Annotated in this window: 16 protein-coding genes; 10 read left to right on the top strand and 6 right to left on the bottom strand. The window is 42.7% G+C overall.

What is annotated here, in order from left to right; all coding sequences use genetic code 11:
* Positions 1-147 precede the first annotated feature (147 nt).
* The 5 genes from JMX50_RS09140 (at position 148) to JMX50_RS09120 (ending at position 7,757) form a co-directional block, all read left to right on the top strand.
* Positions 148-1,047 carry a CBS domain-containing protein gene (locus JMX50_RS09140; protein ID WP_201565149.1) on the top strand — a complete coding sequence of 300 codons (900 nt, stop codon included), beginning with the start codon at positions 148-150 and terminating at the stop codon, positions 1,045-1,047.
* 344 nt (positions 1,048-1,391) lie between these two features.
* Positions 1,392-2,966 (top strand): apolipoprotein N-acyltransferase, encoded by a 1,575-nt coding sequence (gene lnt, locus JMX50_RS09135; protein ID WP_201629309.1) that lies wholly within the window; start codon positions 1,392-1,394, stop codon positions 2,964-2,966.
* A 161-nt stretch (positions 2,967-3,127) separates the two neighbouring features.
* Positions 3,128-3,574 (top strand): hypothetical protein, encoded by a 447-nt coding sequence (locus JMX50_RS09130; RefSeq protein WP_201565151.1) that lies wholly within the window; start codon positions 3,128-3,130, stop codon positions 3,572-3,574.
* A gap of 335 nt (positions 3,575-3,909) precedes the next feature.
* Positions 3,910-5,466 (top strand): peptide MFS transporter, encoded by a 1,557-nt coding sequence (locus JMX50_RS09125; RefSeq protein WP_201629308.1) that lies wholly within the window; start codon positions 3,910-3,912, stop codon positions 5,464-5,466.
* A gap of 455 nt (positions 5,467-5,921) precedes the next feature.
* The gene (locus JMX50_RS09120) at positions 5,922-7,757 is read left to right on the top strand and encodes an aminopeptidase P family protein (protein WP_227671001.1); all 1,836 of its coding nucleotides are present in this window, start codon (positions 5,922-5,924) and stop codon (positions 7,755-7,757) included.
* A 118-nt stretch (positions 7,758-7,875) separates the two neighbouring features.
* Here the strand turns inward: JMX50_RS09120 and JMX50_RS09115 are convergent, their stop codons facing one another.
* The 3 genes from JMX50_RS09115 to JMX50_RS09105 form a co-directional block, all read right to left on the bottom strand.
* Positions 7,876-8,817, bottom strand: a complete 942-nt coding sequence (locus tag JMX50_RS09115) for a hypothetical protein (RefSeq protein ID WP_201629307.1) — start codon at positions 8,815-8,817, stop codon at positions 7,876-7,878.
* 140 nt (positions 8,818-8,957) lie between these two features.
* Positions 8,958-10,229 carry a beta-ketoacyl-ACP synthase II gene (gene fabF, locus JMX50_RS09110; RefSeq protein ID WP_413786617.1) on the bottom strand — a complete coding sequence of 424 codons (1,272 nt, stop codon included), beginning with the start codon at positions 10,227-10,229 and terminating at the stop codon, positions 8,958-8,960.
* A 227-nt stretch (positions 10,230-10,456) separates the two neighbouring features.
* The gene (locus JMX50_RS09105; RefSeq protein ID WP_201629306.1) at positions 10,457-11,839 is read right to left on the bottom strand and encodes an anhydro-N-acetylmuramic acid kinase; all 1,383 of its coding nucleotides are present in this window, start codon (positions 11,837-11,839) and stop codon (positions 10,457-10,459) included.
* A 229-nt stretch (positions 11,840-12,068) separates the two neighbouring features.
* On the opposite strand from JMX50_RS09105, the gene tyrS reads away from it, so the two are divergent.
* From tyrS to JMX50_RS09090, 3 genes are all read left to right on the top strand, one after another.
* Positions 12,069-13,280: a tyrosine--tRNA ligase gene (gene tyrS / locus JMX50_RS09100; protein WP_201629305.1), complete on the top strand. Its 1,212-nt coding sequence runs from the start codon at positions 12,069-12,071 to the stop codon at positions 13,278-13,280.
* A gap of 94 nt (positions 13,281-13,374) precedes the next feature.
* Positions 13,375-15,072: a RelA/SpoT domain-containing protein gene (locus JMX50_RS09095; RefSeq protein ID WP_201629304.1), complete on the top strand. Its 1,698-nt coding sequence runs from the start codon at positions 13,375-13,377 to the stop codon at positions 15,070-15,072.
* A 200-nt stretch (positions 15,073-15,272) separates the two neighbouring features.
* Positions 15,273-15,509, top strand: a complete 237-nt coding sequence (locus JMX50_RS09090; RefSeq protein ID WP_201629303.1) for a DUF1653 domain-containing protein — start codon at positions 15,273-15,275, stop codon at positions 15,507-15,509.
* A 76-nt stretch (positions 15,510-15,585) separates the two neighbouring features.
* On the opposite strand, the gene JMX50_RS09085 is transcribed toward JMX50_RS09090, so the two are convergent.
* Entirely contained in the window at positions 15,586-16,542 is a 957-nt protein-coding gene (locus tag JMX50_RS09085; RefSeq protein WP_201629302.1) for an alpha/beta fold hydrolase, read from the bottom strand.
* Between the two features lie 235 nt (positions 16,543-16,777).
* Here JMX50_RS09085 and JMX50_RS09080 point away from each other — a divergent pair, with 235 nt between their 5' ends.
* Complete coding sequence (locus JMX50_RS09080; protein WP_201629301.1) at positions 16,778-17,434, top strand: hypothetical protein; 657 nt, start codon at positions 16,778-16,780, stop codon at positions 17,432-17,434.
* Positions 17,435-17,458: 24 nt separating this feature from the next.
* Here JMX50_RS09080 and JMX50_RS09075 read toward each other — a convergent pair whose 3' ends face one another.
* Both JMX50_RS09075 and upp read right to left on the bottom strand, forming a co-directional pair.
* The gene (locus JMX50_RS09075) at positions 17,459-18,211 is read right to left on the bottom strand and encodes an SDR family NAD(P)-dependent oxidoreductase (protein ID WP_201629300.1); all 753 of its coding nucleotides are present in this window, start codon (positions 18,209-18,211) and stop codon (positions 17,459-17,461) included.
* A 78-nt stretch (positions 18,212-18,289) separates the two neighbouring features.
* The gene (gene upp / locus JMX50_RS09070; RefSeq protein WP_201629299.1) at positions 18,290-18,937 is read right to left on the bottom strand and encodes a uracil phosphoribosyltransferase; all 648 of its coding nucleotides are present in this window, start codon (positions 18,935-18,937) and stop codon (positions 18,290-18,292) included.
* A gap of 313 nt (positions 18,938-19,250) precedes the next feature.
* Here upp and JMX50_RS09065 point away from each other — a divergent pair, with 313 nt between their 5' ends.
* Positions 19,251-19,907, top strand: a complete 657-nt coding sequence (locus tag JMX50_RS09065; protein WP_201629416.1) for a DNA glycosylase — start codon at positions 19,251-19,253, stop codon at positions 19,905-19,907.
* The last annotated feature ends 478 nt before the right edge of the window (positions 19,908-20,385 follow it).

Genomic DNA, 20,385 nt, shown 5'->3' with positions numbered 1-20,385 from the left:
TTTATATTTATTATTTAATCATCTAATGATAAATGGCCGGTTTTATTTATTACTTTAATCCCCATCTACATTTTTTATGATTTTACATGACATTCACAATTGCTATTAACTAATTGCTATTAACTAAAGAGGTTAAATCACATCACCATGTCTGACGACACTCCCAGCCCGAGTAGTTGGTCGATGCGCGGCTTAAAACGCTGGCTATCGACCGCCCCCGAAACCCGTGATGAACTGATTCGTTTGGTACAGGACTCGCGTCAATTCTTAGAGCCTGATACCGTCGATATGCTAGAAGGCGTGCTCGACCTGCCTGCGACCCAAGTTCGCGAAATTATGACCCCGCGCCCGCAAGTGGTTGGGTTGCATGAAAGTACCAGTCTTGCTGAAGTAATGGACATCATTCTTGAGACCACGCACTCGCGCTATCCGGTATTTGATAGCCAAGACGACGACGCTGTTATCGGTATTTTATTGGCAAAAGATTTGATTCCTATCCTCGTGCATATGGTGCGCGACCAAGAAGACAAAATCGACAGCAAACGTCTCAGAGACCTTGTCCGTCAGCCACTCTATATCAGTGAAACCGCGCGTTCTGATACTTTGTTACGCTCATTGCAGCGTACCCAAGTGCATATGGCGATTGTGGTCGATGAGTTTGGTAACTTTGGCGGTGTGGTAACCATGGAAGACTTACTCGAGGAAATCGTTGGCGACATCGTTGATGAGCATGATGACTTTGACGAAGACAGTGATATCAATAATATTGTCGCCGACCCCGAAAAGCCAAACACATGGCGCGTGCAAGCGTCGACCGTGATAGAAGACTGTAATGATGAGCTAGGTAGCCACTTTGATGATACCGATGTCGATACCATGGGCGGTTTGGTCATGCAGGCGCTTGGTTACGTTGGTGATTTGGAAGGTGAAAGCGTGGTTATCGATGATTGGCAAATCACCATTACCGATGTCGAAGGGCGCTTTATTCAGAATTTAGAGCTGACTAAAATCAATGCTGACCAGCAAATACTGATAGGTAGCCATTAATTTATTATTGAGTTTTTTATGACTGAGCTTTTATGACTGAGCTTTTCATAACTGCCTAGCAAGTTTATCAGTAACGTTATAACTTGATGTCTTTATAGCTATAAAAAACACGATTGCGGTCGTGTTTTTTTTGCTTTTAAAACCGATATTTTGCAACGCAAATTTACCCATTGAGTGGTACAGACTGGTATCATGGGCAGGTTTGATTTTTGAGTAATGTCTTTATCGTTATATAGAGGGCTATCAAGTAAGTGTTGAATGCGCCACTGATTGAATCCCTCAAAGTTAACATTTAAGTTTGATAAGTTTTAAATTACTGAATAATAAGGTTTTGGATAACTGCTATGCGTCTGTCTACTGTTGATTTGCAAAAACGCCTGAACCCCGATAAGCCAAAGGGCTTACCTATGGTGCTGACTATATTGATTGCGTTGCTGGCAGGGGCAGTGTTTATCTTTGCGCTCGCGCCATATGACTTTTGGCCAGTCGCCTTGGTATCGCCTGCTATTTTATACGCGTTACTGATGCCGCAAATGAGCGGCAAGCGAGCGTTTGTCATTGGTCAGGCTTATGGCACGGGACTTTGGTGTGTGGGAGCATTTTGGCTCTATACCTCTATCCATGTTTATGGCGATACGCCCGTCTGGTTGGCGCTGATTATGATTGCGCTAATGGGTTTGGGCATGGGATTATTCCATGGCTTTTTGGCGTTAATTTTTAATCGGGTGGTCGGCAAGCAGCCGTTATCATTTGCAGCGCTTTGGGTACTACAAGAGTGGATGAAAACCTGGCTATTTACGGGTTTCCCGTGGTTATTTGTCGGTTATGCCTTTACTGAGCAATATTGGCTATCGTCATTAGCGCCCGTTGCCGGCGTGTTTGCTGTCTCTTTCGTTGCGGTATTATTGGCGGCAAGTTTGGTCGAGCTGCTGCGTCGTCGCGGCGGTTATATGATTCCTGCCAGCGCTTTACTGGTGGTAAGCTGCGCATTATGGTTAATAAATCCACAATGGACGAAGCCAAAAGGCACGCCTGATTTATCGGTGTCATTAATCCAAGGCAATATCCCGCAAGATTTAAAATGGCTGACCGAATATCAGATAGAAACGCTAAAAATCTATGCAAACCTAACGCGTACCGAGTGGGGGCGTGACATTGTTTTATGGCCTGAATCGTCGATTCCGATGTTCCAAACTGATGCGGTTGGTTTTATCACCGAAATGGTAAAAATGGCCAAAGAAACCAATACCACTTGGGTGACCGGCATTCCTTATAAAGATGAAGCGGCTTTTGATGCCAAAACTGACAAATATCCACCATTTTATAATAGTGTGATTGCGTTAGGCGCGGAAGCAGAAGGGCTGTATAAAAAACAGCGCTTAGTACCGTTTGGCGAATATATTCCGTTTGAAGGCATGTTAGATATTCTGCCTAATCTGGCGGGTAGCCAAGAGATTTTAAGCTACAGTCGCGGTAGTGACAATCAATCGCCGCTGCGGGTTCGTGGACATAACTTGGGCGCGGCGGTATGCTACGAGGTTGCTTATCCTGATACCACCCGTAAAAATGCCATCAATACTGACTTTTTATTGACCATCTCAAACGATGCGTGGTTTGGCACTTCAGCAGGTCCACTGCAGCATCTGCAAATGGTACAAATGCGCGCGTTAGAAAATGGTCGCTGGTTTATGCGCGCGACCAATACGGGTGTTACCGCTATTATCGACCACAAAGGTCGTATCGTTGAGCGCGCCCCGCAGTTTGAGCGCACGGTATTACGCGGTGATATTCAAGCCCGTGTTGGTAATACGCCGTTTATGAACTTTGGTAATTATCCTATCTTAATCATTATTGCGCTTCTATTATTATTAAGCTATCTTGGCAAGCGTGCGACCCCGCGGACGCGTTTGGTTGCCTAGGTTGCCATTTAGTAATTTGATACGTTAAGCATGGCAATATAGAGCGGATTTCACTTTTTTTATGAATAAAACCTTTAAATAGTTAAGGGTTTTCACAAATCAGTATAAATTGCGATATAATAGCCCAATATTTTAAATATTCTGTGCAAGGTGGATAAGGTATGTCAGAAGATATCGTTAATAACAACCCCAAGAAAGAGTTCCTATATGCTTTAGGCGGTGTTGCCTTATTTTTAGGTATCGTCTTATTGATTGGCATTTCTGGTTTCTTGCGTCCAGCGGGTGAGCATATCACTCCTGAGACCATTGAAGCGTCAGCCGCCGAGGAAGCAGAAGCAACTGCTGCTCCGGAAGAAGCTGCGACTGCTGAAACAGCGGCTGCGCCTGCTGCAGAGACTGATGCAGCAGCAACGAGCGATACTGCAGCGGATGCTAACGCAACGCCAGCTACCGATGCGGACAGTGCTGTGGTTAGCGCTGAAGCTGGTACAGCCACGGCTGAAGGCACTGTTAATCAAGCAGCGGTTGCTGATGCTGACGTGACAGCCGAGCAAGCCGATGCTGATTTGGATGCTGGCACGACTGAAAAAGCTGCGACAGCAGAGTAATTTTTATTTAGATAGCTGTTGCTTCAATTTCTAGACCTAGCAATAGAGTTTGTCATAGCTATATCTCTTATAATATTGCTTCTAATGTCTATGGTATTGATTAATAATATTGATTAATTAAAACGGTCATGGCGATTGTTTTATTTGTACAGCTCATAAAAACCCGCCCTTAGCGAATTGAGGGCGGGTTTTTTTGTGGGTACTTGTGTAATTATTAAACCTTTTTTTCTTTACTTGGTTCTAGGCAAGTGAAACAATAATGCGCCTATGTGACCGCCTAGCAGAATAATTAGAAGTTTGGTCATCATTACAGTGGTTTTTAAAGGAATAGATTTATGAGCACAGACTCACAATCGAACGCTAGTGCTGCTGAATTAGAAGCATTAGATAATGGCTTTATGGGGCATCCTAAACCCTTAAGCTCGTTATTTTTCACCGAGATGTGGGAGCGTTTTTCTTATTATAGTATTCGTCCATTATTAGTACTCTTTATGGTGGCGACGGTTGGCAGTGGTGGTTTCGGTTTTGATGAAGCAACGGCTTCTGCCATCTATGGTATTTTCGCCGGTTCATTATATTTGGCGGCAGTACCGGGCGGCTGGTTGGCGGATAACTGGCTTGGTCAGGAGCGGGCGCTGTGGTGGGGCAGTATCATTATTGCGCTTGGGCATTTATGTATTGCGTTGTCAGCCATGTTTGGCATGGTGCTATTCTTTGTCGGCTTGATGTTTATTGTCATTGGGTCAGGATTGTTTAAGACCTGTATTACGGTCATGGTTGGGGCGTTATATCCCGAAACGGACAATCGCCGTGACGCAGGATTTACGCTGTTTTATATGGGTATCAATATCGGTGCGCTATTGGCAGCGCTGATTGTTGGGGTGTTTAGAGAAAAAGGCATGTGGCATGCAGGCTTTGGCGTCGGTGGTATTGGTATGCTGGCTTCGTTACTGATTTACCGTTTTTCAGCCAGAAAGACATTAAATCGTTATGCGCGTGCCAAAAACATCACCGCTGATTGGGAACATGCAAATGACCGATTCCAAAATATAGGGCGCTGGGTATTAGGCGTTGCGGCTATTTTTGTGGTATTGATTGTGCTCATTAGCACCGGTTTGATGCCATTTAATCCGATATTGGTCGCAGAGTATATGACCTATACCATCGCAGCTGTGGTGCTACTATATTTTGCGGTGATGTTTATGTCATCACGGTTGAGCTCCTCAGATAAAAAACGCTTACTGGTCTGTCTGTTATTGATTATTGGTTCAACCTTGTTTTGGTCAAGTTTTGATCAGCAGCCAACCTCGTTTAACTTATTTGCTGACCGTTATACGGATTTAGAAGTCATGGGTTTTCATATCCCAAGTATTTGGTTTCAGTCGCTCAATCCGTTATTTATTTTATTATTAGCGCCCATTATCAGTATTTTGTGGGTGAAGCTCGGTGCTAAAGGTCTTGAGCCTAATAGCATGGTAAAATTTGCGCTTGGTATGTTGTTAGCCGCTGCAGGTTTTGGGCTGATGATTATGGCATCAAAAAGTATCTTGGTCGCTCCCGGTGCTTTGGCATCACCACTGTGGTTGGTTGGCAGTTTGTTTTTACTGACGCTAGGTGAGCTGGCGCTAAGTCCTGTTGGTATGTCGTCAATGACGCGCTTGGCACCTGAAGGGATGCAAGGTCAAATCATGGGGCTGTTTTTTGCTTCTATTGCGATGGGTAACTTGGTCGCTGCCTTCTTTGGTAGCCATGTCACCGCTGATAAAATCGAAGGTTTACCGGATTTATTCTCTATTATGACCATGTTCTTGGTAGTGACCGCGCTGATTTTATTAGCATTGTCAAAACCGATGAGCAATATGATTAAAAACAGCAGTAATATCAGAATATAGGCAATGAACGTAAACAAGCGGCCAATATAAGCACAAGAGTATTAGCGCTATTTATAGCACTCTTTATAGCCGTCATTTGATAGGTGATAAAAATAAAGAAGCTACTAAACAGTGGCTTCTTTTATTTTGAGTTATCGATCATTTTTACGATTCGTTCATGATTCCTTTACGATTCTTTCACGATTAAATAGGTATTGCTGTTAAAGGCATTTATAAGTCAGTTATCATCCCCATATCGTTATATGCGCTAGGTTGTATCTGTAGCAAACTTAATAAACGCCCACTTAATCAACCGCTAATAATCAGCTGATGATGTCAGTTTATAATAACAATATATCGAGAACCTATCGATTCTGCGGCGCTGTATTGAGAGGGTTTTTTCTACTTATGCAGCGTTTTAAATAGCATGGTGCTCGTGCTTTTATACTAATTTTTTATATACAATAAGGGACGTTATGTCTACTCAAGAAGCCATTCCAAAAACTGAAATTCAACAACGTATTACCAGCCTGCGTGCTGCTATTGCGGCGCAAGACCTGACCGCGATTATCGTGCCGTCAGCAGATCCACATTTATCTGAGTACTTGCCTGAGTATTGGCAAGCGCGTTTATGGTTATCAGGGTTTACCGGTTCAGTCGGTACGTTGGTCGTTACCGCTGATTTTGCGGGACTGTGGACAGATAGCCGCTATTGGGTACACGCCGCTCATCAATTAGCAGGCACCGGTATCACTTTAGAGAAACTGGCACCCGGTCAGCCAAACCATATCGATTGGCTCGCTACGCACTTGGCCGAGGGCGATAGCGTGGCCGTCGATGGTAATGTGCTGTCTATCGCTGAGCAAGACAGATTGCTTGATGCTTTTGACGCCAATGATATTACCTTAATCACTGAACGCGATGTATTGACAGATATATGGAGCGATCGTCCAGCGCTACCATCGGCACAACTATACCAACACGATGAGCAATTTGTTGCGCAGTCTGCGACCTCAAAACTTGCCGCCGTGCGCGCAGGTATGGCGGATGCAGGCGCAACCCATCATTTGCTTTCAAGCTTAGATGATATCGCTTGGTTGACCAACTTACGCGGCGCTGATGTCGATTATAACCCTGTATTTTTGGCGCATATGTTGATTGATGCGGATAAAGCGACCTTGTTTATTGATAATAATAAAGTCAGCGCTGACATTGAAAAAGCCCTAAAAGACAGTGGTATCACGCTTGCTGATTATGAAGCGGTGCAAGAAGCATTGTCTACATTAACGCCAGAAGATTTATTATTGCTAGACCCAAGTAAAGTGGCAGTCGGTACGCTATCAAAGATGGCGGACGATGTTGGCTTTATCGAGCAAATGGCACCAAGTACTTTGCTTAAATCAGTTAAATCTGACTCAGATATTGATCATGTACGTGAAGCCATGCGTCAAGATGGCGCGGCATTAAGTGAGTTTTTCGCTACATTTGAGCAGCGTCTAGCAGCCGGTGAACGTTTAAGTGAGCTTGATGTCGATAGTATGCTCATCGAAGCACGTAGTCAGCAGCCGCATTACGTATCGCCAAGCTTTCCAACGATTGCAGGCTTTAATGAAAATGGTGCACTGCCGCATTACCGCGCGACGCCAGAAAAATTCAGCTACCTTGACGTCGCTGAGGGCGAAGGTGGATTATTGCTGATTGACTCAGGCGCCCAGTATCAAAACGGTACTACCGATATCACCCGTGTGGTCGGTATTGGCAAAGTAAGCAGCGAGCATAAACGTGACTTTACCACCGTGCTTAAAGCACATATTGCGTTAGCAAAAGCGCATTTCCCTGATGGCATTGCTTCACCACTCATCGATGCGATTTGCCGTGCACCATTATGGCAGGCACAAATGGATTATGGTCATGGTACCGGACATGGTGTTGGTTACTTCTTAAATGTGCATGAAGGCCCACAAGTCATTGCTTATAGTGCCAGTACGCCAAAAGAGCGCGCCATGAAAGTAGGCATGATATCCAGTAATGAGCCAGGTTTATACCGTGAAGGCAAGTGGGGTATTCGTATTGAAAACTTAGTGGTCAATATGCCAGTGGCGAGTCCGACTGAGACTGAGTTTGGCAAATTCTTAAACTTTGAGACCATCACTTATTGCCCAATCGATACGCGTTTGATTGAGCCTGCATTATTAACCCAAGTAGAGATTGATTGGCTAAATGACTATCATAGCCAAGTTTATGCCGAGCTAAAAGACCGAGTTAAAGGTGCGGCACTTGAATGGTTAACCGAGCGTACAAAAGCTATCTAAAATAAAAGCTTATATTCCTGAATTTAAAACAAAAAAAGCCCCGTAAATTTACGGGGCTTTTTCTATTCTAGAGATTTATTGCTATCGATTTATGAACGGATAGCAATATTTAGCTTTTTTACGATTCTTTATTCGTTTCTACTTTATCTTCACTTAAATTTTGAGTCATCTCCGCCCGTAACCAAGATTTTAAGTTTTCAGACATCAGCATCATTTGTTCACTAAGATAATCATCAATTTGCATTTCAAGCTCACGGATTAGCTCTTGATGGGTGGTATTTAGCTTTGCATCTTTTAATGCCAGCTTGATGGCGGCGCTGGCTTTATCATTGATTGTTTTAATGCTGCTATCTTCTTTAATGCGCTTATCATTAGCAATATGGCTATCGCTAATTGCATTGCCGCTAATTGTATTGGCATGCTCACTGACAGTTTTATTTTCAGAGCTAGCACTAGAGTCGTTATTAACATCAGTTTTTACGGCATTTGATGGTTCAGTAGGCTGAGCTTTAGCAGCATTGCTATCAGCACTATTATTAACCTTATCAATATTATCTACGCTTGGCGCTGTGACCTTGCTAGTGTCATTAGCATGAGTGATAGCAGTTTTAGCATCAGAACCGCTTTTATCTGAACTGTTTTTATCCGCTGCTAATAGCTCATTTTTCTGTGGTGCTTGTTGCGCCGCTTCTGCTTCTTCACGCAATCGGGTTTCTTCTTCTATCTTAGCCTCTGCTTTACGCTTGGCTTCTTCTGCCGCTTGTATTTTTTGTTGTTCTTCTAGCCGTTCTTTTTCAGCAGTAGCACGCGCTTGGGCTTGTTTGTCCGCGATGGCTTTGGCAATGGCTTGCTCGGCGTCATGATTCTCATAAAGATTGTCAAGATGCGCGTCTAAGTCGTGGGTGCTAAAAACAAAGCTCTCAAATGGCGTCTCTGTTTGCAGTAAGGTGGTGATGTCTTTTAGCTCTTGGGTGATTGCCGCGTGTATAGGCTCAGGTGCACACGTCCAGCGTTGATAAAACTGATGGGAAAATGAGTAGCTTGACATGGTATCTTCCATAAATGTTCCAAAAATTACCCCTTATCATACGCAAGTACGATAAGGGGCTGCAAGTGGACAAACGTAGTAAATCTGACACCAAGGTTACAACGGCGACTATCAAAAGCTTTTTGGCGCTGTTTCTGGTATTTCTTTTAGCTTTAGGGTTGCACCGGCCAACGGGCAAATATCAATGAGCCGTTAGTGCCGCCAAAGCCAAAGCTGTTAGACACTGCATATTGTAAGTTCTCAACTTTGCGTGATTGATTGGCAACATAATCAAGATTACAGTTGTCTTCGACATTGTCCAAATTAATGGTTGGCGGTACATGCTGATGCTGTAGGGCAAGGACGGTAAATATCGCTTCAACACCACCAGCAGCACCCAATAGATGACCAGTCATAGATTTGGTTGAGCTGACCAAAATGCTGTCTTTCACTGGCGCAAAGACGGTTTCAATCGCAATAGATTCGGCGACATCACCAGCAGGAGTACTGGTCCCATGGGCGTTGACGTAGCCAACTGCGGCAGGCTCGATACCGGCATCGTTTAAGGCATTGCGCATGGCTCGTGCCGCACCGCTACCATCTTCTGGTGGTGCGGTAATATGGCTTGCATCATCACTCATACCAAAGCCAACCAGTTCAGCCAATATCGTTGCTCCGCGCGCTTTAGCATGGGCAAGGCTTTCAAGGACGACGACACCAGCGCCATCACCAAGCACAAAACCATCACGGTCTTTATCAAAAGGACGTGAGGCTTTGGTTGGCTCGTCATTACGAGTTGAGAGGGCATGCATCGCCCCAAAACCTGATATACCAAGTGGGCTTGAGCCTTTTTCACTACCACCTGCTAGCATCACATCGACATCACCATACGCAATCAAGCGTGCGGCAATTCCTATCGCATGGGTCGCGGTGGTACAAGCAGTCGAGGTCGCAAGGTTTGGACCTTTTAAAGTATGTTTAATCGCAACCAAACCTGCTGCCATATTGACGATAGAACCAGGGATGATAAAAGGCGACACTTTCAGCGCGCCTTTTTCACGTAGGGTATCGCGACTGTTTTCAATGGTTTGAATACCACCAATACCTGAACCCAAAATCACCCCAAAGCGCTCTTGGTCGACATTCTGCACAGGCGCATCAGCAGCGCTGACTTCATCGATAAAGCCGGCATTTTTTAATGCCATAGCAGACGCCGCAACGGCATAATGCATAAACTCATCATAGCGGCGCGCGTCTTTGGCATTCATATATTGCTTGGCGTCAAAATCCTTGACCACACCGGCAATTCGCGCACGATAGTCTGTTGCATCAAAATGGGTAATTGGCGCGATACCGCTCTCGCCATTAAGCAGGCTTGCCCATGAGCTTTCGACATCTAATCCCAAAGGCGTCACCGCGCCCATACCGGTGACCACCACGCGCATATCGTCAGAACGCTCGTAGTGCGGTGGTTTCTGTCTTGGCTTATATGCTTGTTTGGCAGCAATATCCACGGGAGTATTATTCATCGTTTGCTCGGTAAGTGAGTCGGTCGGTAAACTGCTATGCTGGCTCATGCGCTATATCCTGTACTTACGGTCCTAAGAGGATGTTATTTCAAAAGCCATTATAAAACACATAAGTGTACGTATGTAAACTAAAATTTGACCAATCAGGCAAAACAAACCTGACCCAGTACAACGCCTTTACTTGCGCCAGTCACAGCTGGTAAGTTACCAGTTTCGCCCATTAGAGTTTGGCGTGCCAGCCACGCAAAGGCGACGGCTTCGACCCAAGCGGGATTCAGTCCTAAGCTGGCAGTGGTTTCTACCGTGCAATGGGGCAAATGTGCCTGTAAGCGGGTCATCAAGTAGTCATTTAACGCACCGCCACCGCAGACGTAAACCGAGCTATTTTCTTGTGCATTAATAAACATATTGATTTGCATACTGGCACTCATGGCGGTCAGCTCAGTAAGCGTTGCCTGTACATCGGCTGATGAATAGCGAATATGAGCAGAGGCTTGGTCAAATTTTTGCAGCTCGCTTTGTAGCCATGCTAAGTTAAAGTCTTCACGCCCCGTGCTTTTCGGATAGGTTCGTGCAAAAAACGGATGTTCTATCAGCTGATTAAGTAGCGGCTCAACGACTTGGCCTGACTGCGCCCATGCGCCGCCAGCATCGTAACCTTTATCCGTATGCAATGCTGTCCACGCATCTAATAATAAATTGGCAGGACCCGTATCATAACCAATGACAGGACTATTATTAACAACAGCATCATTAACAGAACTGTCATTGGCTGGCAAGACCGTAATATTAGCAATACCGCCCAAGTTTAATAACACCCGTGTGCTATCAGGGGCGGCAAATAAAGCTTGGTGAAAGGCAGGTACCAAAGGCGCACCTTGACCACCAACGGCCATATCGCGACGGCGGAAATCACTGACCACGCTAATACCAGTACGCTCAGCGATGATATTGGCATCGAGCAATTGCAGGCTAAAGCCCATTTGTGGACGATGACGCACCGTTTGTCCATGACAGCCAATTGCCAGCACTGACTCTACATCAGTATTGGATTGCTGTAACAAATTATTGACCACGTCGCTGGCAAATTCAGCATATTCTTTACTAGCCCAGCCGAACCAGTCTAATTCGCTGTTTGGTTCACCCACTGTTGGTACTAATTCTTGCACACCATTAGGCTGACATAAAGCCAATAACACTTCTCGCAGGCGCGGTGGGAAATCCTGACTACGAGTTGCTAATAGTCGCATGGGTTGTTGAGTGTTTTCTTCACCACCGAATTGACAAAGCACGACGTCCATACCGTCTAAGCTGGTGCCAGACATCATGCCAATATATAAGCCATCATCAAAGTTTTCAAATACGGTTTGTTCAAGCGCATCAGTCAAGGTGGCATAATTTAAGTCGTCAATATGCGCTAAGCTATTCTCTAGACCATTAGCCAAAGTGTTATCTAAATTATTATCATAATTTATAGTCGAATGAGTATTATCATTGGTATCAGCAATCGATGTAGGGTTGGTCATGGCAATTTACCTTAAAAAACGCTAGTATATCTGTCAAATTCTAACATCTTTTACCGGCTACGAAACTTTAATCCCATTCCCAAAAACCAGAGTAGTGATAAACGAGTGCAAGTACTACATTTAATAGATAGTAGACTTAACAAGTTTGACGCTGCTAACCCTATTTTTGTGCTTGGTATAAATAGCCTAAACGCTTTACCCTTTAAATAAAGACAATAAAGAGAGCATCATGACCACTCAAACTTATACCCTAGAAGAACAACTTGCCTTAATCCAACGCGGTACACAAGAAATCCTATCTGAAGAGGATTTGGTTAAGAAGTTAAAACTGAATCGCCCGCTACGTATCAAAGCAGGTTTTGATCCTACCGCACCTGATCTGCATTTGGGTCATACCGTGCTGATTAATAAGCTGAAGCATTTTCAAGATTTGGGTCATGAGATTTACTTTTTAATCGGTGATTATACCGCCAAGATAGGTGACCCTTCTGGCAAAAACAGCACGCGTCCACCTTTAACCGATGAGCAAATCAAAGTCAACGCGCAGACTTATGCTGAGCAAGTCTTTAAGATTTTGGATAAAGAAAAAACCAAGATTGTCTTTAACTCTGAATGGTTCAAGGATATGTCAGCGGGCGATATGATTCAGCTTTCCAGCCAGTTGACCGTCTCACGCATGCTTGAGCGCGATGATTTCTCTAAACGCTACGCGGCGCAAACACCAATTGCTATCCATGAGTTTTTATACCCATTGGTGCAAGGTTATGACTCTATCGCGCTAAAAGCCGACGTCGAGCTGGGCGGTACTGACCAAACCTTTAACATCCTAATGGGACGCACCCTGCAAGGTCGTTACGGTCAAGAGCCACAAGTTTGTATCACGGTGCCAATCTTAGAAGGGCTAGACGGCGTCAATAAAATGTCTAAGTCGCTCGGTAACTATGTTGGCATTTACGATGCGCCGGGCACCATGTACCAAAAACTGCTGTCGATGCCAGATACTTTAATCCGTCGCTACTTTGAATTTTTAAGCTTTAAGCCGATGGAAGAAGTCGAAAGGTTAATGGCAGAGATGGAAAACGGTCGCAACCCACAAGAAATCAAACGCATTCTTGCTGAAGAATTAATTGAGCGCTTCCATGATGCCGATGCGGCTGCTAATGCGCATAAATCAGCGGGTAACGTATTAGCTGATGGCGAATTGCCAGTCGATTTACCAGAAGTGACGTTAGAGTTAGAAGGGCAGGACGCATTATTTATCACGCAGATATTAAACCAAGCAGAGCTTGCCAAAAACAGCTCATCTGCTAAAGATATGATTAAACGCGGCGCGGTAAAAGTAGATGGCGAAGTCGTCGATGCAGGCTTTAGCTTAACCTCTGGTCAGACAGTCGTTATCCAAGCAGGCAAAAAGGCTTATGCGAAGGTGACGGTGGGTTAGATATTTATAAAATCCTGTCTCTATAAATAATTCTTTAAGCGTAATTGAGATTTACAGTATAATAAAATTACGATTAAATCTACTGGAAATTATAATGTCTGAAAAAATAGCTATTGATGAAAGTATAAAAGTTGAGTTCATACATGGTAAAGCAGTAGATACACATCAGAAAATAGTAAACTATCTCAATGGACATGATATTTCTAAAGTTTGCTATGCTCATAAATCAAGAGTAAAAAGCGAAGATGGTCTTTTAGAAAAAGTTATTAGGAAAAAGAAAGAAAAGGAAGAATATTGTCTCGAAGATATTACTGATGTAATTGGTGTGAGATTTGTAGTCCTATATAAAAAAGATATTGTTACAACAATTCGTCAAATTATTAAAATTCTCAAAGATTCAGGAAATTCAAAAAACCCTTTCATGGAATGCGATATTGCCGAAGCCATTTATTATATTGGAGATGTTTCAAGTTCAAACATAACATCTGATGTTGAAGAGTGTTTTCAAAATATAGATATCAATTGTGAAATTAAAGATATAAAAGAGGGATATTCCAGTGTTCATATTGTTTGTCACCTCAAAGCTATATCTTCTAAGTTGATACCTTCAGGCCTTAGAATTCCGGTTGAAATTCAAGTTCGCACAGTTTTTGAAGATGCTTGGGGAGAAATAGACCATAGGCACAGGTACGGATTAAGAGATATCAATGATTCGACAAGTCATCCTACATTAAGTCAACATTTAAGTACTTTAAAGAAGTTTGTAGATGCTTGTGTAGATTATGCTGACATAATAGTTGAAGAGTCTCGTATAGAGCTAAACCCTAAAAACTCAGCTAAAATTTTAGATAATCCAAAAGACATAGTTGACTCTAGTAACTTTTTCGAAGAAGATGTTGAGATAGATGAGGTTGAAAAATATATACTATTAACAGGATGTAGAGAAAAAGCTATATTAAGTGGTAAACATAATGAGCTTGTAACTTGTGCTCAAAGTTTTCTAGATTTAAGAAAATCACATATGCTTAATAAATCTCTAGAAACCTTTGATAATTTTTCTTTCTACTGCTGTATAAATGAAGCTCTATGCCAATTGTCTATTAACAAAGAAGCAAGTTTGCTATTGGCTAGAAATTTATATTTAGAACTTCATGAGTTAGATAAAGAAAATTGCTTGGTTGCAATGAGACTAGGTCAAGCGTTAGGTAGAATTGGGGATATTGAAAAAGGAATTAGGTTTCTAAAAAAGTCTTTTAGTCTTGCTCAAAACAATAACTCGAAGTTTCCAGTAAAGAAGGTTGATATTGATTACGTACTCTCTAAGTCTCCTAAAATTATAGGTTATTATATTTGGCTGAAAATTGAAAGCTTACGAGAGGAAGTTGATAGTGATGCAATTGTTACCATGTACTTGGAAGCCTATGAATATACTATGAAAGGTCTAGAGTATTTTGATAAGAGTAGTAGTGATTTTGTAGACTATACAAATAATTTGCTTTTTTATCTTACGAGACTTTACGATATAACACGTAGTAACAAGTATAAGGAGTTATTATCGAAAGAACTCAGAGCTTTAGAAGCTAGTTTCAACGATTTGAACGGTGCTGATGCAAAAACTCTTGATACTCTCCTTAGAGCTTACATAGCTCTTGAAGATAAAACTAATTTCTTGAGTTGTGCACAAATTTTAAGAGGAAAAATTCGTAGTCGTGACTATGATTTTGATCATGAAACAGCTTTGAATATAATGGAAATTATTTCTGAATTTGTAAGTTTGTTTAACGAAGCATAGGTTGACAGCTCAATTAGTATAGTATTACTATAGCGATACTAAATACGAATACTATAGTTTTTGTTTATTCGACTTAACAGGAGAGTTCCAATGTTACCTAACGGCGATGGCTAAACTTCCTAACAACTTATTTTTGTCAAAAGCATCTAGTTATTAGATGCTTTTTTATTGATAATTATTTTTACAGCAAGCAACAATATATGAACCAAAAATCTTGTTCACACCCCCAAGGCATCTACCGCCATTATAAAGGCAGCCTTTACCAAGTATTGCATACCGCGCAGCATTCAGAAACGGAAGAATCACTAGTCGTTTACCGCTGCCTATACGGTGAGTATGGCGTGTGGGTACGACCATTAGCGATGTTTACTGAAACTGTTGAAGTTGATGGTAAGCAAGTAGCTAGATTTGAGTTAGTTAAAGTATTAGCTGATTAATACTTCAAAATGTTTAAAATTTATTGCACAAATAAAAAGCGACCCGTTAAGGTCGCTTTTTTATATAAATGAACAACTAATTCTGCAAAAACCCTTTTAATACTTTATAAAACCCAACAGGTTCATCCATTGGTACTGCATGACCTGAGCGCGGCAACACGACCTCAGTTGCATTGGGTAGCATCTGGGTGATTTTTTGCTGCCATTTAGCATCATATAGCTTTGAGCGCCCGCCAATCAGATTGACCACTGGAATGGTGACCCGCTCTAAAGCGCCGCGAAAGTCATAGGGTAATGTTAAATAAGCTTGTAAGCAGCGCATCTTATGATGCCAAATACTATGATCATAAAGCGCAAGTTTGGGGTCGTTTTTATAGGTCATCACTTGTATAAAGGCTTTTGAGCGCGTGCGATTAACGGATAATAGAGAAAACAGCCGTTCGACATCCGTTGCACGGCGTTTCAGGGCAAAAGGCAGATGGGTAAAGCTTTCGATGTCAGCATAAGGTAACGTCCTATCAATCACCTCATGAAAAATATCAAACACTTCTTGCTGGCGCGTGCCAAACAAGCCACCTTGCCAGTCGGACTGGTTATGGATAGCAGGACTTTGGTCGATATTTAAATAGCGGCTGACTCTTTCGCTGCCATAACGCTCAAAATACGCCCACATCACTTGGGCACCCATCGAAATAGCGGCAACAGGTAAGGATTCTATATTACGCGCCAAACAAATTTGCTCAATGACGATACTGATATCATCGGCATACTGGCGCACAAAATCGAACTGGGTCAGCTTGATGTCTTTTGCCGCGCCAAATCCTCGCAGGTGCGGCAGGTAAAATGCATATTTGCCAACCAAAGGTAAAATAAATGGCAAAAATTCACGTGCATCCATGCCATAAGCGTGTAGCAGCAGCACAGGTTTGCCATTGCCTATGACAGATACGGGTAGTAATGTACCGTCAGTCAAAGCGATGTCAATCGTTTTCAACTGATAGTTAGCAGGCAAGTTAATTAAATTTTTCTTCATAAGGCAGTATACCTTGTTTTCATTAAGCAATTTTATCAAGCCGATTTAGCCGAAATGCTTTATTGTGGAATTATTTATGCCACTAATGAAGGACTACTATATTAAAATAGGTAACTGACCATAGCATAAAATTTGTTAAGTGTTGAAAGCAGTTGAGCGGTAAAAGTAGCGACTTGTCATAGACTTTGACCAATCGAATCAAACGTCAGCAAGTAAAATATAAGGATATCAGTCTATGAACAAGTTAACTTTACCATTGCTCGATAGCAGCCTATATCCGCAAGTCTGGCAGCAGCAAAAATTTACCAATCCGCAGGCGCTGTTACTAGCGATGCTTACAATAGATATCACAGCAGATGCCGACGCTTTCACAAAGCAGCTGTTAAAAAATGATACTTATCAAGACTGGATTAATAGCAGCGTATTTGGACGTTACTTACAAAGTAATTTTACGGCGTTCTCTCGGCAAGCAGAAGACAGTTTTAACGTAGATATGCCTTTGCTATTTCGTCAGGAATTAATGCGGCACGCGCAGTATTTGCCATTAGAGCAAGTATTGTTTTTTGCAGGTGATATGCCAAAAAGCGTGCGCCAGATAAAATTTTTAAGCACAACGGTTAATCCTGCTACCGCCATCATCAATGCTCAGAAGCTAAGTGCAAAAGCTACCATCAATAATCCGACCATGATTATCAATCAGATAGTGGTTAAGGGTAAGCAAGTCTTAGGATTTCCGATACGCCACAATAAACGTACTAGTGAGCGCTTGCGTAATGAGGTATTGATTTTAGATTTTCAGGATTTGCGCTTGGTCAATGAAGAGAGTATCAGTACCAAAAAAAGAAGCAATATAGAGGAATCTATATTGCTTCGGTCTTATGAATTACGTTAATGAGCCAAACGGTCGGTTAAGCGTTTAAGAATCTTGCTTAGCAATCGTTAGACCATTATAGGTTTGCGCAACCGGCATGACTTCTAAACGATTGACGTTAATATGGGCAGGCGATTCAATCAGCCATAATAAAATATCGCCAATATCATCGCCGGTCATGGTTTTAAAGCCATCATAAACTTGAGCAGCTTTATCGTCATCACCATGATAGCGCACGTTTGAAAACTCAGTGCCCGCCACATTACCCGGTTCAAGGTTGGTCACGCGCACTTGCGTACCGATGAGATCCGCACGCAGGTTTAAGCTAAATTGTTTTACAAAGGCTTTGGTCGCGCCATAAACGTTACCGCCAAAGTAAGGCCAGCTACCTGCAATTGAGCCCACATTAATGATATAACCGCTATCGCGCGCCACCATAGCTGGCAAGACTGCATGGGTCAGCGCCATTAAACCTTTAATATTGGTGTCGGTCATACGCATCCAATCATCGAGACTGGCCTTGTGCGCAGGCTCTGTACCAAGCGCCAGTCCAGCGTTATTCACCAAAACGTCGATTTGCTTGAAATCAGCCGGCAAATCCGCAATGATTTGTGGAATAGACGCCGTGTCACTGACATCCATGACCACAGGTAAAAATGACTCGCCCAAAGTTTCTGCCAAAGCACTAAGCTTATCAAGGCGTCTGGCACAGCCAATCACGCGATGACCATTGGCAACCAAACGCTCAGCCAGCGCTTTACCGAAACCCGCGCTTGCGCCTGTAATCAATACGTTCATCTTATATCCTTATCATTGATGTTTTGTACATGTGTCATGGTTTATAACGACAGCTTGTCTTGGTTTATTGGCGTTGTCTTACTTGTTAAATAACTGCTTACCAAATATTTTATCGCCCGCATCGCCAAGACCTGGAATGATATAACCGTGCTCATCTAAATGGCTGTCTAGTGCAGCGGTATAAATAATCACATCAGGATGCGCTTCATTGACCACACGAACGCCTTCAGGTGCGGCAACCAATACCAAGGCTTTAATATTGGTACAGCCATTTTTCTTTAGCATCTCGATGGTCGCAACCATTGAGCCGCCGGTGGCTAACATTGGGTCAATGATAAGGGCGGGGCGTTTGTCCATGTGGCTGACAAACTTTTCAAAGAAGGGTACAGGTTGCAAAGTTTCTTCATCGCGCTGCAAACCGACGACAGATATTTTCGCAGTAGGAATCAAATCGAGCACGCCGTCGAGCATACCAATACCGGCACGTAAAATCGGTACAATCGTTGCGGTCTTACCGATGATTTGCTCACCCGTGATTTCACCACACCAGCCTTCCATCGGGAAGGTTTCAATTTCAAAATCACGGCTCGCTTCATACGCCATCAAGCGTGCAAGCTCTTTGGTCAATGTACGAAACTTATAGGTGCTACAGTCTTTTTCGCGCATGAGGCTGAGTTTATGACGGACTAACGGGTGATCGATGACGGTGATTTTTAAGTCGCTCATAAGGTCTCTCTTGGTTTTTGGTCTGATGCTTGCGCAGTTACTGCGGTTGCCATTAGTATAAAAGATACAAACACTTACTGCACTTCAACCCTATATTTAGCCCATCAATAGTAAGCTTAATGCTTTAATACAAAAATAAGCCAAAGGCATTTATAACAGGATTAATTTTATTTAAGCCGACTATGTTTGACTATAATCGCGCCCTAATAAATGAAGTAGTGTTTAGGCTTGCTATGATAGCAAAAAAACCGCTTTTCTGATGAAGAATCTTATGACTACACAACCATCCCATACGCATGATAATACTCATAAAATGGATACTAACTCGATATTGTCCGAAGCTCGCGCCGCAGAAGTAGAAACCCATCCGTTCGGTCCAGTGCTACCGCCTGATGCCACCGTGATGATGATGGGCACTTTTCCACCGACCGCTGATAAATGGGCAATGCGCTTTCACTATCCAAACTTCTATAATGATATGTGGCGTATCTATGGCAGCGTATTCTTTGATGACGTTGATTATTTTAGAGTAGGCGATGAAAAGCGTTTTGACCCTGAGCGTATTCGTGCCTTTATGTTCGAGCGCGGCATTGCCTCTTGTCCTACCGTTACTCAAGCTATCCGCGAAACCGGTAATGCCTCAGATAAAAACTTAACCGTTGTCACCGCCGTTGACCTAGATAGTATCTTGCCACAAGTGCCAAAGGTTGAAACCTTATTTACCACGGGCGGTAAAGCCACCGAGGTGCTACTCAATTTATTAGCCGAGCCACCTGCCAAGTCCAAGTACCCGAAGACCAATCAAAGTATGGATTATCCTTATGAGTGGCAGAGTGACAATAATAAAAAAGCCGATGTGAATAATCTTACCTTATATAGACTGCCTTCTACCTCGCGTGCTTATCCACTAGCCTTAGATAAGAAAGTGGCTGCCTATAAAGACTTCTTCAAAAAGATAGGTAAGCTATAAAAGTGTCATATATAGGAGACAACTATATATAAGCAATAAGTGGTCTTAAATAAAAAAGGCTGACTATCATTAAAGGTAAAACTATTTTTAATCCTAACTGACTGATAAATAGAGGGTATTGATGGTGAGGTCAGATAATCGCTAAAATAGCCCACAAACCCCCTTGACCCGCACCCCAAAGCGCGTATAATGCCACCCAGTCGGAAGGGAAGGCGGATTGGCGTGGATTACCACTGATTAAAAATAGCGGGTTTTAACCAAGCTACTACTTAATCATCCAACTGAGCAAATTCATTTTAGATTAACCTAGTTTAAAATAAAATAATTTACCTCTTGACTTAACAAATTAAACGTCTATAATACGCACCTCATTAAGACGAACTGGAATGACTTATATGTAAATTACATATAACAAACCCAGATAACTTATTGAAACAAATTATAAAAAAGCTTGACAAACCAAATCATTATGATATGA

It is taken from the genome of Psychrobacter maritimus (genome assembly GCF_904846345.1).
Taxonomy (GTDB): domain Bacteria; phylum Pseudomonadota; class Gammaproteobacteria; order Pseudomonadales; family Moraxellaceae; genus Psychrobacter; species Psychrobacter maritimus.
This window is presented reverse-complemented; position numbering and strand designations above follow the sequence as displayed.